Raw genomic sequence first — 13,700 nt, 5'->3', positions numbered from 1 at the left:
TACGTCACGTCTCGAGGCAGAACTCGTCGAGCGGGTAGCCGACGTGCCGGTCCTGTGTCGGCAGGAAGCCGAGAACCTTGTCGCCGGGCTTGAGTTCGGTGCTGTTGAGTACGGTGCCGCCCGGGCCGAGCACCCGCACGTGCCAGTCGTCCTGCAGGATCAGGTTGACCTCGCGGCCGTCCGGGGAGACGGCGTTCACCGAGATCAGCGGCCTGGTCTCGATCTTGACCCGGCCGACGGTGACGAGCCGGGTGCGGCCCTCGACGTCGGCGGCCACGATCTTGCTGCCCGCCTTCAGTTCGCTGAGGTAGTTGGTGCGTCCGTCCTTGGACAGTGTGTAGGAGTGGATGGCGCCGGCGTTCACCCGGAAGGGACGGGTCGGCATGTACGGCAGCGGGTGTGTCTCGCTGACGCACAGGATCATGCCCTTGGAGTGCGACCCGACCAGGATGCCCTCGTCCTTGCGGAAGTAGGTGCAGGTGTCGACGCAGGCCCGCTCGCCCATGCCGACGTGCTCGGTGCTGATGACCTCGAGCTCGACCAGGGCCAGGTCGGGGGTCTCGGCGTTCACCACGGCCTTCAGGGCTGTCGCGTCGCCGACCTTGCGCGGCGCCATCATGACGCCGTCGGAGCCGTGTTCGAGCACGCCGAAGATGATTTCGGCTTCTTCGACGTCGGCCGCCACCGTGATCAGGCTGCCCGCGGATGCGGCGGACGCGGCGATGACGATCTCCAGCGGAATCTTGGTGGGGTCGCGGAACAGCAGCAGGCTCCACCGCTCGGTGCGCGCCGACTGGCAGGCGTCCTCCAGTGTTTGCGCGTCGACGATCTCCACGAACCGGCCGAACTCCAGCTCCGGGTGTTCGAGCGCGAGTTCGGCGGGGGTCGTTTGGTGGAACGCGGGGTCCACGATGACCACGGTGGCCTCGCCGAAATCCTCCGGGAGGGGCTTGCCGCGGGGGAACAGCACCTTGGTGACGGTCGGGGGCAGGCCCTCGAGGCCGGCCGGGTCCGCGGCGACGATGCCGTCGAGCCGCTGATGCAGCGCCTCCTGGACGATGGCGTTCCTGGCCTCGGTGAGGTCCCGGATGTCCAGCCAACTGAGCTTCATGCGTAGGGCTCCTAGAGGTCACTCACTGTGGATGAGGTCGGCCAGTTTCGCGGCCATGACACCGGGGTCGGGCGCCTCGAAGACGTTGCGGCCCATGGCCACGCCCGCGACGCCCGCGCTCAGCGCTTCGGTGACGTGGGCCAGGACCTGGCCCTCGTCGTCGTTGCGCGGGCCGCCGACGGTGATGACCGGGATGGGTGCGCGGGCGGTGATCTCTTTCATCTCCGCGACCGAGCCGACGTACGGGGCCTTCACCAGGTCGGCGCCGAGATCGGCGGCCAGTGTCACCGCGTGCGCCACCAGTGCCGGGTCGCGCGGATCACTGATCCTGGGACCGCGGGGGTACATCATCGCCAGCAGCGGGACGTTCCACCGGTCGCAGGCGTCGGCGACCGCGGCCAGATCGGAGATCTGGCGCTGCTCGCCGTCCGATCCCAGGTTGACGTGCACGCTCACCGCGTCCGCGCCCAGCCGCAGGCACTCCTCGACGCCGGCCACGAGGTACTTGGCGTCGGGGTCGGGGGCGTGCACGGTGCTGGCGCTCAGGTGGACGATGAGCGCGGTGTCTGCGAACCAGGCGGGATCGACGTGCCGGAGGCTGCCCTTGTGCAGGACGATCGCGTCCACCCTGTTGGTGGCCAACTGGCCCACGAGCGCGTCGAGTCCCTCGCCGCCGGTGATCGGTCCCTGGCTCACCGAATGGTCCAGCGGCACGATCAGCAGCCGTTCGGAATCGTTTCGGTAGAGGCGCCGCAGGCGAAGTTGCCTGCCGAACGCGCCGTTGGAGATCATGGGGTTTCCTCTTTCTCCGTGCCGGTCTTGAATCAACCCTGCGGAGCGCGGGTATCTTCGGGATCTCGTCCGCATATCACGCACGGCGCGTTCGGATATCGACGGGAAACATCAGCGGTCAAGACTCGTGGACAACCGGGTGAGAAAGGTGTCCACAAGTGACGACCATGAAGATTGACGGGCATGACCTGAGCATTGGCCAGGCCGTGGCCGCCGCGTCCCGTGAGGGTTCGGAATTCTCGGTCTCCGAGGATGCGCTGCAGGCGATGAACGCTTCACGGAACCTGAAGCTGGAGATCCTGAAGACCGGCAAGCCCATTTACGGGGTGACGACGGGTTTCGGTGACAGCGTCAACCGGCAGATCTCGCCGGAGAAGACCGCACGGCTGCAGAACGAACTGATTCGCTACCACCTGAACGGAACCGGCCCGCTGGCCTCGGACGAAGTCGTGCGAGCCACCTTGCTGATCCGCGCCAATTGCCTCGCCCGAGGCAACTCCGGTGTCAGTACCCCCGTGGTGGAGCGGCTCCTGGACTTTTTGCGGCACGACATCCTGCCGACCATCCCCGAGCGCGGTTCGGTCGGTGCCAGCGGAGACCTCGTCCCGCTCTGCTACCTCGCCCACGCGCTGACGGGCGAGGGAAAGGTGCGCCACCGCGGCGAGATACGCCAGGCTGCGGACGTGCTGTCCGAGCTGGGGCTGGAGCCCGTGATGCTGGAGGCCAAGGACGGGCTCGCGCTGATCAACGGCACTTCCTTCAGCTCCGCGTTCGCCGTCCTGAACACCGAGGCGGCGGCCGAACTCGCCGAGGTGGCCGACATCTGCACCGCGCTGGCCAGTGAGGGCATGCTCGGCAACCGGGGCCACTACGCGCCGTTCATCCACAACGAGAAGCCGCACGACGGCCAGCGCGCCAGCGCCGCGCTCATCCACGACCTGCTCGAGGGTTCCGCGCTGGCGATGACGTACGACCAGGTCGTCGACCTCAACGGCCCTCTGGAGGGCCGGCACTACCAAAAGCTCACGCGCAGCATCCAGGACCGCTACTCGCTGCGGTGCGCCCCGCACGTCACCGGAGTGCTGCGGGACATGCTCGACTGGGTCCGCACATGGATGACGGTGGAGATCAACTCTTCCAGCGACAACCCGCTCTTCGATCCGTCCACGGGCGCCGTGTACAGCGGTGGCAACTTCTACGGCGGGCATGTCGTCACCGCGATGGACTCGCTGAAGACGGCCGTCGCCGGGATCGCCGACCTGCTGGACCGCCAGCTCGCGCTCCTGGTCGACGAGAAGTTCAACAACGGCCTCACCCCGAATCTGATCGCCCGGGTGGACGACGACGACACCGAGGCCGGGCTCCAGCACGGTTTCAAGGGCATGCAGATCGCGTCCTCGGCGCTCACCGCGGAGGCGCTCAAGCACGCGGGCCCGGCCAGCACGTTCTCCCGCTCCACCGAGGCCCACAACCAGGACAAGGTCAGCATGGCCCCGATCGCGGCACGCGATGCCCGCACCGTCATCGAGCTGACCCGTGAGGTTGCGGCCATCCACCTCCTCGCCGCCTGCCAGGCCGTCGAGCTGCGCGGCGTCGAGGAGATGAGCCCCCGCACCACGGCCGTGTTCACGCGCATCCGTAAGGAGGTTCCCTTCGCCGCCAAGGACCGGCAGATGGACGGTGACATCGCCGCGGTCGTCGAGATGATCTCCTCGGGCGCGCTCAGCGAGGCCGCACGGGCCGGAGGCGCCCTGTGACCGTCTCCCTGAACACCGGGCCGGCCCGCTCCGGGCTGCCGGCCATCGGTGACTGGACGACGTTCGACCAACTGCGGGCGCACCAGGACGAGCGGATCGCACCGGCGCTCCACCATGCCCGCAACTCGCCGTTCTACGAGAAGCATCTGGAGTCGGGGCAGGCCCTGTCCGCGGTCGGCCTCACCAGGAAGTCGGACCTGCGCGACAGCTACCCCTTCGGGATGCTCGCCGTGCCCAGGGAGCGCCTGGCCACCTACCACGAGTCCAGCGGCAGTACCGGCAACCCCACCCCCGCCTACTTCACCGAGGCGGAATGGACCGATCTCGCCGACCGGTTCGTCCGCAAGACCGTCCCGATCGGCCCCCAGGACACCATGCTCGTGCGCATCCCCTACGGGCTGGTGCTCGCCGGGCACATGGCCCACTGGGCCGCCATGCGCAGCGGCGCGACCGTCGTCCCCGGTGACTGCCGCTCACTCGCGGTCCCCTACTCGCGGGTGGTGCGCCTGCTGCGCGATCTCGAGGTGACGCTGACCTGGTCCACACCGAGCGAGAGTCTGCTCTGGGTCGCGGCGGCCAAGGCAGCCGGCTACCCCGCCGGTTCCTTCCCCGCGCTGCGGGCGCTGTATGTGGCGGGTGAGCCGATCAGCAGCGCACGCCGGCGCCGCATCGAGGAGATCTGGGGCGCCCTGGTCATCGAGGAGTACGGCTGCACCGAGGTCGGCCCGCTGGCCGGCGACTGCAGTTACGGCCGGATGCACTTCTGGGCCGACCGGGTGCTGCCGGAGATCTACGACCCGCAGACCGGCGGTATCACCGCCGAGGGCACCGGGCAGTTGGTCATCACTCCGCTGTACCGCGAGGCGATGCCGCTGCTGCGCTACAACCTCGAGGATCTGGTGGACCTGCGGTACGAGGACTGCCCGTGCGGGTGGAAGCTTCCCACCGTGCGGGTCCTGGGCCGGCTCGGTCAGGGTTACACGGTGGGCGGGAAACGTCTTGGGCAGATCCAGGTGGAGGAGCTCGTCTTCCGCCTTCCGGCGTCGTGGGGTGTGCTGTTCTGGCGGGCCAGGGCCGAGCAGGACCGTCTGGTCGTCGAGATCGAGGTGCCCGGCCGGGACGGCGGGGACGCCGCCGCGTTGCTCGCCGAGTCCGTCAACGCGGAACTGGGGGTGCGCTGCACGGTGAGCGCAGTCCCCGAAGGCACGCTCGTGCCGAGCGCGTTGCTGGCGCAACGGCTGGATGCCATGAAGCCGCGCAAGCTCTTCGGGCCCGACGAAGACTGGGGGCAGGCCATTGTCCGGGGGTGAAGCATGGTGATCGTGATGTCGCCGCAGGCTACGGCGACCGACGTCGCCGCCGTCGTCGCGCTGGTCGAGACGGTGGGCGGGGAGGCGTTCGTCAGCCGCGGCATGAGCCGTACCGTCGTCGGGCTGGTCGGCGACCTCGACCAGTTCGGCACGCTGAACCTCGGTGCCATGCGCGGAGTTGCCCAGGTGGTGCGGATCTCGGTTCCGTACAAGCTGATCAGCAGGCAGGGCCACCCGGACCGCTCGACGGTCCGGGTGGGCGGGGTGCCGATCGGCCCCGGCACTACGACACTGATCGCGGGGCCCTGTGCGGTGGAGACACCGCAGCAGACGCTGCGGGCGGCACTGATGGCCCGGGCGGCGGGCGCGACCCTCCTGCGGGGAGGTGCATTCAAACCCCGGACCTCTCCCTACGCCTTCCAGGGCCTGGGAGAGGAGGGGCTGAAGATCCTCGCCGATGTGCGCGGCGAGACCGGGCTCCCCGTCGTCACCGAGGTCGTCGACGCCCATGACGTCGAACTGGTCGCCTCCTACGCCGACATGCTGCAGATCGGCACCCGCAACGCGCAGAACTTCGCGCTGTTGCAGGCCGTCGGCGACGTGGGCAAGCCCGTCATGCTCAAACGGGGGATGTCGGGAACCATCGAGGAGTGGCTCATGGCCGCCGAGTACGTCGCGCAGCGCGGCAACCTCGACATCGTGTTGTGCGAACGCGGGATCAGGACGTTCGAGACCGCTACGCGCAACACTCTGGACATCGCCGCCGTGCCCGTCGTCCAACGGCTGTCGCACCTTCCCGTCATCGTCGACCCGTCCCACTCGGGCGGGCGGCGCGACCTCGTCCTTCCGCTCACCCGGGCGGCGCTGGCCGTCGGCGCCGACGGGGTGATCATCGATGTGCATCCCGACCCCAGGACCGCCCTGTGTGACGGACCCCAGGCGCTCGTCCACGAAGACATGGCGCAACTCGCGGCGGTGATGCGGAGCGGATCGGGGCGGCAGGGCGAGATTCTCGACGGGTACGTCGCCTCGCCGTGACGGGAGGGGACCACGAAAGCCGTCCCGTGCACAGCCCCCTCCCCTTCCCTTCCCCTTCCGCTTCCCCGGTCACGGTTTTGGCCCCGGCGCCGGCGCCGGGGCGAGCGCCGCCGTGTGCCCCTGAGCCACGGTGCCCGCACGCCGTGCCCGACGGCCCCTGCGCCGGCCCCGTCGTCGGGGCCAGAGGGTTCGGGCGGCCGGCGGCCGGGAGGACGGACGGGTCCTCCCGGCGGTGACGGTCACCGCCGGGAGGCGAAGCGCTCCTTGTGGCCGCTGCCGCCAGGTGCTGCCCTCACCTGCAGAGGGCAGCAGGGCTCGGGTCCGGGAGGGAACTTGCCCCGGCGCGGCCCGGCCGGCAAAGGCGTGGTGCGCGGCGGGCCGCCGTGGTCGGCCCCGCCGGGCCCCCTTTTCCGCACCCGCCGGGCCGGCCGGGGCTGCCCCCGTGGGGCCGGAGGACCAGGTGGCCGGCCCGTCGGGGGCGAACCGGCCGGCCCATCCCGCGCCGGGTGGCCGCAGGACCGGCCCCACGGCCGTCCCAGGGGGCGGCGGTGCACCGGCACCGCCGCCCCTCGGCGTTCCCCCGGCGTCCCCCGGTGTCCCGAGGTGTGTGCTGCAGGGACCCGGTGCCGGTGAACCATGTGCACCCCGATCGGCCCGGTCGCGGCATTCGCCTCAAACGGGGGATGTGCCGCGGCGCCCGCCGTTGGCAGAGTCCTCGCATCCCGACAAACAACCGGGTCCGGGAGGACTGAGGATGACGACAGGCAAGAGCATCGTGAGGCCGGCGGCGGCCGAACTCTCCGAACGGCTCCGCGGACGGGTCCTTCGACCGGGAGACGACGGCTTCGCCCTCGAGCTGGACGGGTTCAATCCGATCAGCGAGCACGACCCGGACCTGATCGCGATCGTGACCACGGCCGCGGACGTGCGCGAGGCCGTGGCCTTCGCCGCCGGCCGGCAGCTGCCGATCTCGGTCCAGGCGACCGGCCACGGTCCGTCCACCGCCGCGGACGGCGGGCTGCTGGTCAGCACCCGAAGGCTGCGGGGCGTGAGCATCGACCCCGTGACCAGGACCGCCCGGGTCCAGGGCGGCACCCAGTGGTTCGAGGTGATCCAGGCGGCCGCGCAGTACGGCCTCGCCCCGCTCAGCGGGTCCTCACCGCTCACCGGGGTGATCGGATACACCCTCGGTGGCGGGCTCGGGCTGATGGCGCGCAGATACGGCTACGCCGCGGACCGGGTCACCGCCCTCGAGATCGTCACCGCCGACGGGCAGTCGCACCGGGCCACTGCGGACCATGACACCGACCTGTTCTGGGCCGTGCGCGGCGGCAAGGGCAACTTCGGCGTCGTCACGGCCGTCGAGTTCGAGCTGGTAGAGGTGTCGCGGCTCTACGGGGGCGGACTGTTCTTCGCGGGCGAGGCGTCCGCAGACGTGCTGCACGCCTGGCGCGAGTGGACCGCGTCCGTGCCGGAGGACCTGACCTCCTCACTGGCGCTGCTGCGGATGCCCGACATCGAGGCGATCCCGCCCTTCCTGCGCGGCCGGCTGACCGTGCACGTCCGGATCGCCTACCTGGGCTCCGCCCAGGACGGGGACCGGCTGGTCGCACCCTTGCGGGCGGCGGGCCCGCTGGTCGCCGACACCCTGGCCGAGATCCCGTACACGAGGTCCGGGGAGATCCACAACGACCCGACCGAGCCGATTCCGTACAGCGAGCGATCGATGATGCTCCGCGTGCTGGACGAGGCGGCGGTGGACGGGCTGCTCGAGCTGGCCGGGCCGGGCGCCGACTGCATCGATCTGGCCGTCGAGCTGCGGCATCTGGGCGGCGCGGCCGGCCGGCCGCCCAGGGTGCCCAACGCCGTCGACCACCGGGACGCGGCGTTCGCACTGTCGACCCTCTCGCTCCCCGACGACCGCCCCCCGCTGGTGGTGGACGGCATGGCGCCGTGGGGCACGGGGCGCCGCTACCTCAACTTCCTGTCCAGCCCCGACACCGCGGACCTCACCGAGAGCGGCTACGAGCCGGCCACCTTCGCCCGGCTGGCCGAGATCAAGGCCCGGGCCGACCCGGACAACCTCTTCAGGTTCAACCACAACATCGTGCCGCGTCCGCTGCGGGCCTGATGTCGCCGCAGCCGCACATACGCCCAACGCAGGTCCCGGGCAGTACTGATGACATGTCCGCCCCGGCCCGGCCGGACCCGAAGACCACCGATGGCGCCGCCCCGGCGAAAAACAGCCCGGCGGCACGCTCGACCACACCTCACGCGGCGGCGCACTCCCGTGCCGTCAAACCCGTCGTGCCCGTCGTGCCCGTCGTGCCGGACCCCTCTGCCGGACGGCCGGCCGACTCGCCGGCCGGCCCGGCCCTGACGTGCTCCAGCCGCCGGTCTCATTCCTGCCGCGGGTCCTGTTTTGGCCATTCGTCTCGTTCTGGCCGTTGCGCCGGTTCATGCGGCCCCTGCCCACCGCAGTTGCCGGGGATCCGGGCGGCCGCAGCGGATCCCGCGCACAGGGACATATATCACCACGCTGCGCCTCAGCGCCGGCAGTCACCTTGCCGGCATTCTCCCGCCGTAGCAGGCCGCAGGGCTGTGACCAGGCCAAAAGCGCCCCGGTGTCACAGGACCGCCGCGAAACGAGCAGGGGTGAGCGGCCGCACCGCCGCCCTCGCGATATCCCGCCGATAGGCCCCGTTGAAAAGCTGGGCGGGGGTTTAGCCACTGACCCACCGGTTGTCAATCAGGAGGACGTCAATGAAACGACGTGACGTGATGAAGACCATGGCGGGCGCCGCCGTCGCCGCGGTGCCGGTCGCTGTCATCCACGCGGGCAACAACTGGGTCGCCGCGCACGACGCCGCCCAGGGCCAGGCCACCGAAGGGCCGCAGGACCTGTACACCGAGACGTACAAGGGCCGCACGATCACCGTGTCCAGGACCGCCGAAACGGTGCACATAGACAACAAACCGCTGCACCTCATGAAGCTGGGCGACGGCGCCTACCTCAGCGCCATGTGCCACTACCGGATCGAGTCCACCCCGCTGGCCGCCGGCCGCCAGGCCGTCGACGAGCTGCGCGGGGCGAACCTGCTCCCGTCCGCCGCCCACCACGCCTGATCCGGCCCTGAGCGGCCGAGAGAGAAGAGACCTCATGGTTCCCGTCCGGAAGAACCATCTCAACATGACCGCCGAGGAGAAGAGACGTTTCATCCGCGCGGTGCGCAGGGTGAAGGAACTCGGCATCTACGACGAGCTGGTCCGGATCCACATCCAGATCAACTCGGGCGACTACCTGGACAAGGACGGGGGCGTCGGCAAACGCTGGGGCCATATGAGCCCGGGCCTGTTCCCGTGGCACCGCCAGTACCTGCTGGTCCTGGAACGGGCGCTGCAGCGGGTCGACCCCACCGTCACCATCCCCTACTGGGACTGGACCAAGGACCAGAGCCTGGACTCGCCGCTGTGGGCCGACACCTTCATGGGCGGGAACGGCCGGCCCGGTGACCGGAAGGTCATGACCGGCCCGTTCGCCCGCTGCAACGGGTGGAAGCTCAACGTCAGCGTGGTGCCGGTCGGTGATGAGCATCCGGCGTTCAACGGTCACTACACGGCGGACGACCGGGACTACCTCGTCCGCGACATAGGCACCGTGAATCCCGCCCTGCCGACGGTCAAGGAGCTGGAGGACACCCTCGCGCTGACGACCTACGACACTCCGCCCTACAACTACACCTCCGGCTACGGAACCGAGACGCAGTCCCTGCGCAACCACCTGGAGGGATACGCGAAGTTCCCCTGGGAGGAGAACCTCGGCAAGCTGCACGGCGCCGGCCACACGTGGATGGGCGGCCACATGCTGTACATCGGCTCGCCGAACGACCCCATCTTCTTCATGCACCACTGTTTCATCGACAAGCTCTGGTCGATCTGGCAGAAGACGCATCCGGACGTCCCGCACTACCTCCCGCTGACCGAACACCCGGATGTCCCGTCACTGGATACGAAGCTCGCACCCTGGTATTCGATGTCACCCGCCGACCTGCTGGACCACTCGAGTTTCTACCGCTACGCATAAGAACCCGCCGAGCCAGACAACAATGTGCTGCCCGGCAGTTCTTTCGTGACACCAACATAGCTGCCATCGACATTTCATCATGCCGGTGGCAACTATGTTGGGGCAGTAAGTGTGTTCGTCCTTGCGTCATTTCCGCACATCATTACGGGGGTATAGATATGCGTGATGAACATGTTTTTCGAATACTCGGACCGCTGCTCGTGACGAACGGCGACGAACAGATAGAAATCAGCGGGATCCGGAGGCAGAAGTTACTGGCGGCGCTGCTTCTCCAGGCGAACCAGATGGTCAGCCTCGGCCGGCTGGTCGACGCGATGTGGGACGACAAACCGCCCGCGTCCGCCCACGGACAGATCCGTATCTGCGTCTCCGGCCTCCGCCGCCTGCTCAGGGGACGAGAACGCGACAGTGTGATCGAGACGCACCCCTCCTGCTACCGCATCAGGGTGCGTGACGACGACGCACTGGACCTCTTCAAGTTCGAGAAGCTGGTCGCCCAGGGGCGGGCCATGGTCCGCGACAACCAGCTGGAGCGTGCCGAAGGGCTGCTGAAGTCCGCGCTCGCCCTGTGGCGCGGCCCGGTCGCGGCCGGCCTCGACAGCAGGGTGCTGGCCTCTCTCGTCGTCGGGCTCAACGAGGACCGGCTGACGGTGAAGGAGGAGTACTTCGACGTGACGCTGAAACTGGGCCGCCATCAGCAGATCATCGGCGACCTGACCGGCTTCGTCGCCGAGAACCCCTTTCGGGAACGCGCCTGCGCCCAGCTGATGCTGGCGCTGTACCACTCAGGCCGCCAGGCCGATGCCCTGGAGACCTTCCGTACCGCCAGAATGCGGTTCTCCGAGGACCTCGGCATCGAACCGGCACGGGATCTGCATGTCCTGCACCAGTCGATCCTGGTCGGACAGCTCTCCCCCGCGGCATCCCTTCCCAGGGACGTCCTCGCACCGCTGCCCCCTCGCTCGCACGGTCAGCAGAGCCGTCCGGCCGGCGTCGCACTGCTCGCACGGACCGCACCGAACGCCGTCACACCCGACCCGCTGGAACAACTGCGCCTGGAGAACGACCTGCTCCGCGTCGAACGCGACGGGCTCCGGAAGATCCTGTCGCTGTGGCTGAACTCGAACGAGAGCAATCCGGGAGCCTGAACCTCCTCGCGGGCCAACCGGCGGACGGAAAAAACCACAACGCGGAGGCAGGCCGCCGCTCACCGCGCCGGGCATCGCGTGCGTGAACACCGGATACGGCGCCTGCCCCGGCCACCGGACACACAATGTCCATGCCGTCGCCATCCGCCGGTCGAGCAGGCGCCAACCGGCGACCCGACCGCACGCCCCGCCCCCGGTCCACCTCCACCGGCCCTGCGGGCGTGAGCCCGCCCCGAGACCAACCGGCCCTAAACCAAGGGCAATCGGCCGGCCCAGGAACAACCGGACCGGGACCAGGCCCTACCGGCCGGGCAACAACCAGACCGGGACCAGGCCCAACCGGCCGGGCGACAACCAGAGCGGGACCAGGCCCTACCGGCCGGGCGACAACCAGAGCGGGACCAGGCCCTGTCGGCCGGGCGACAACCGGACCGGGACCAGGGCCTGTCGGCCGGGCCGGCGCCCCGACGGTGGAGCGGCCACGGCGCCGACATGCCCTACCCGCCCCGGAGTCCCAAGACACACGGTGTCCGAAGACGCCACGGTGCCGCGGACGCCACAGTGTCCCAAGAGGCCCCTCCCCCAGATGTCTCACCGGACAGAGCCGCGGGGCTGCGTCACACCTGCCCCTGGCCGGCTCGGCACCAAAACGCACGAGACACGCAGGCCGGTCATCCGCCCCGCGCTGTACGCCCGCCGTCGCTCTGCGACCCACTGCCCAAGGACAGTTGCTCCCTCTGTGCCCATACGGGACCCGGGCATGACCCTCACGCTCCATGAACGCCTTCAGCTTCGCCCACCCACGAGCCCAGTCCTGCCGCTCCGTATCGATCACTTGGAACGACACCCACAGAGCGACCATCACCAAATCCCTCGGAGCCGCGAACCGGAGCAGCAACCGTGATCCCTCCCCACCCTCCCCGGGCGCCGCGGTGTACCCAGCACGCTGCCACCCACGGCCGGGCCCGCACGGTCCGGCCGGCACCACGTACCGGTGCACGGTCCAGCCGGCACCACGTACCGGTGCACGGTCCAGCCGGCACCACGTACCGGTGCCGGCCGGACCCGGTCGGGGCTGGGTCAGGCTTCCTGCTGCGCCCGGGCAGGCGGGAGCAGCAGGGCGATCAGACCTGCGAGCAGCGGGAGCGCCGCGACGACGGCGAGTGCGCTGGTGAGGTCCATGTGCTCGGAGAGTGTTCCGGTGGTGGCGGAGCCGATGCCGCCGCCGACGAAGAAGAGAAGGTTGAGCACCCCCATGGCACCGCCGCGCTGAGCGGGTTCGAGGCGGCTGGAGAGCACGGCGGTGGTCAGTACCTGAGTGGCTGCGAACGTTGCCATGCCCATGGACGTGCCGATCAGCATGACGACGATGCCGCCCTCGACGAGGCCGACGATCCCGAGGAAGACCGCGGAGCTCACGGCGGCCCCGGCCAGCAGCAGGCTGCCGCCCTTGCTGGCGGTGAGTTTACTGGCGACCCGCGCGAACACTGCGCCGACGACCGCACCCGGCAGGAGCCAGGCGCCGATGGTGAACACGCCCCAGCCGTACTTCACGGTGAGGATCTGCGGCACCGCGTACATCGCGGCGAACAGCCCGGCGTAGCCGCCCAGCCCGACCAGAGCAGCGATCAGGAAGGTACGGTCGGTGGCCAGCTGACGCGGTACGAATCCGTCGGGCCGCTTGCCGATGTGCATCACCAGGCCCACTGCGGACAGCACCACAAGCGCTGCCAGTGCGATCACCAGCGGGGTGGCCAGATCGAGTGAGGATGCCTGGATGAGCAGGAGCAGCGAGGTCGCGCCCGTGCCCAGCAGGATCCCGCCGACCAGGTCGACGGCCTTGCCGAAGCCGGGGCGGGAGGCCGCGAGTTCCAGGCAGAAGGGCACCACCAGCAGTGAGAGTGCCGGCAGCACGAGGGTGAGCCGCCAGTGCATCCAGTCCGTCACCATCCCTCCCATGAGGGTGGCGGTGGAGGAGAAGAGCGCCATCGACGCTCCGAAGATCCCGAGGATTTTGGTGCGTTGCGCGGGGGCCGCCGCGGAAGCGAGCGTGAGCGCACTGGAGGTGATGGCACCGGAGCCCGCCGCCTGGACGAACCGGCCCGCGATCAGAGTGGGGAAGGTGGGGGCGATCAAACACAGCACCGCACCGACGGCCAGGAACAGCGACCCTGCCAACAGTGTGTTGCGCACCCCCCACTTCTCCGAGAGCCGCCCGAAGAACGCGGTGCCGACGCCGAGCGCCAGGGCATGGGCTGTCAGTACCCAGCCCGCGACGGCCGGCCGGACCTCCATCGCCTGGGCGACATCGGGCAACGCCACACCCGCGGCCGTCACTCCGAAAATCACGGGGCCGAAGAGAGCTCCGAGCCTGAGCCCGGTCAAACCCGCACCGGGTGCATTCTGCGGCGGGGCCTGGACCGCGCTGGTGGTCGTCATCGAAACTTTTCCCTTCCAGAA

General features: G+C 69.6%; 10 protein-coding genes. 7 read left to right on the top strand and 3 right to left on the bottom strand.

Annotated features, from left to right (window positions below; all coding sequences use genetic code 11):
- Positions 1–4: 4 nt before the first annotated feature.
- Together bagC and bagB are read right to left on the bottom strand one after the other, a co-directional pair.
- On the bottom strand, positions 5–1,111 hold the full coding sequence (gene bagC, locus ACFWBQ_RS24655; RefSeq protein WP_385492940.1) for a bagremycin/ferroverdin biosynthesis 3,4-AHBA synthase BagC/FevH: 1,107 nt from the start codon (positions 1,109–1,111) through the stop codon (positions 5–7).
- 18 nt (positions 1,112–1,129) lie between these two features.
- Positions 1,130–1,903, bottom strand: coding sequence for a bagremycin/ferroverdin biosynthesis DhnA-type aldolase BagB/FevI (bagB, locus tag ACFWBQ_RS24650; protein WP_385492937.1), 774 nt, complete (start codon positions 1,901–1,903; stop codon positions 1,130–1,132).
- A gap of 167 nt (positions 1,904–2,070) precedes the next feature.
- On the opposite strand from bagB, the gene bagA reads away from it, so the two are divergent.
- From bagA to bagI, 7 genes are all read left to right on the top strand, one after another.
- Positions 2,071–3,660, top strand: coding sequence for a bagremycin/ferroverdin biosynthesis tyrosine ammonia-lyase BagA/FevW (gene bagA / locus ACFWBQ_RS24645; RefSeq protein WP_385493839.1), 1,590 nt, complete (start codon positions 2,071–2,073; stop codon positions 3,658–3,660).
- Entirely contained in the window at positions 3,657–4,970 is a 1,314-nt protein-coding gene (bagE, locus tag ACFWBQ_RS24640; RefSeq protein ID WP_385492933.1) for a bagremycin/ferroverdin synthetase BagE/FevW, read from the top strand. The genes bagA and bagE overlap by 4 nt, the downstream gene beginning before the upstream one ends.
- A gap of 15 nt (positions 4,971–4,985) precedes the next feature.
- A complete protein-coding gene (gene bagF / locus ACFWBQ_RS24635) occupies positions 4,986–6,008 on the top strand; it encodes a phospho-2-dehydro-3-deoxyheptonate aldolase BagF/FevY (protein WP_385492916.1) in 1,023 nt (340 codons plus the stop codon).
- A gap of 754 nt (positions 6,009–6,762) precedes the next feature.
- Positions 6,763–8,139 (top strand): bagremycin/ferroverdin biosynthesis FAD-dependent oxygenase BagG/FevA2, encoded by a 1,377-nt coding sequence (gene bagG / locus ACFWBQ_RS24630; protein WP_385492913.1) that lies wholly within the window; start codon positions 6,763–6,765, stop codon positions 8,137–8,139.
- A gap of 632 nt (positions 8,140–8,771) precedes the next feature.
- Positions 8,772–9,134 (top strand): bagremycin/ferroverdin biosynthesis copper chaperon BagZ/FevE, encoded by a 363-nt coding sequence (bagZ, locus tag ACFWBQ_RS24625; protein WP_385492905.1) that lies wholly within the window; start codon positions 8,772–8,774, stop codon positions 9,132–9,134.
- 34 nt (positions 9,135–9,168) lie between these two features.
- Entirely contained in the window at positions 9,169–10,092 is a 924-nt protein-coding gene (gene bagH, locus ACFWBQ_RS24620; protein WP_385492903.1) for a bagremycin/ferroverdin biosynthesis o-aminophenol oxidase BagH/FevF, read from the top strand.
- A 158-nt stretch (positions 10,093–10,250) separates the two neighbouring features.
- Positions 10,251–11,240: an AfsR/SARP family transcriptional regulator BagI/FevR gene (gene bagI, locus ACFWBQ_RS24615; RefSeq protein WP_385492900.1), complete on the top strand. Its 990-nt coding sequence runs from the start codon at positions 10,251–10,253 to the stop codon at positions 11,238–11,240.
- Between the two features lie 1,080 nt (positions 11,241–12,320).
- Here the strand turns inward: bagI and bagJ are convergent.
- Complete coding sequence (gene bagJ, locus ACFWBQ_RS24610) at positions 12,321–13,679, bottom strand: bagremycin/ferroverdin transporter BagJ/FevB (RefSeq protein ID WP_385492897.1); 1,359 nt, start codon at positions 13,677–13,679, stop codon at positions 12,321–12,323.
- Positions 13,680–13,700: the final 21 nt, after the last annotated feature.

The sequence above is a fragment of the Streptomyces sp. NPDC060035 genome (assembly GCF_042736635.1).
Classification (GTDB): domain Bacteria; phylum Actinomycetota; class Actinomycetes; order Streptomycetales; family Streptomycetaceae; genus Streptomyces.
This window is presented reverse-complemented; position numbering and strand designations above follow the sequence as displayed.

Excerpts from the sequence above, each read along its gene's own strand:
- bagC (WP_385492940.1), bottom strand. The coding sequence starts at position 1,111 with ATGAAGCTCAGTTGGCTGGACATCCGGGACCTCACCGAGGCCAGGAAC.
- bagB (WP_385492937.1), bottom strand. The coding sequence starts at position 1,903 with ATGATCTCCAACGGCGCGTTCGGCAGGCAACTTCGCCTGCGGCGCCTC.
- bagA (WP_385493839.1), top strand. The coding sequence starts at position 2,071 with ATGAAGATTGACGGGCATGACCTGAGCATTGGCCAGGCCGTGGCCGCC.
- bagF (WP_385492916.1), top strand. The coding sequence starts at position 4,986 with ATGTCGCCGCAGGCTACGGCGACCGACGTCGCCGCCGTCGTCGCGCTG.
- bagG (WP_385492913.1), top strand. The coding sequence starts at position 6,763 with ATGACGACAGGCAAGAGCATCGTGAGGCCGGCGGCGGCCGAACTCTCC.
- bagZ (WP_385492905.1), top strand. The coding sequence starts at position 8,772 with ATGAAACGACGTGACGTGATGAAGACCATGGCGGGCGCCGCCGTCGCC.
- bagH (WP_385492903.1), top strand. The coding sequence starts at position 9,169 with ATGGTTCCCGTCCGGAAGAACCATCTCAACATGACCGCCGAGGAGAAG.
- bagI (WP_385492900.1), top strand. The coding sequence starts at position 10,251 with ATGCGTGATGAACATGTTTTTCGAATACTCGGACCGCTGCTCGTGACG.
- bagJ (WP_385492897.1), bottom strand. The coding sequence starts at position 13,679 with ATGACGACCACCAGCGCGGTCCAGGCCCCGCCGCAGAATGCACCCGGT.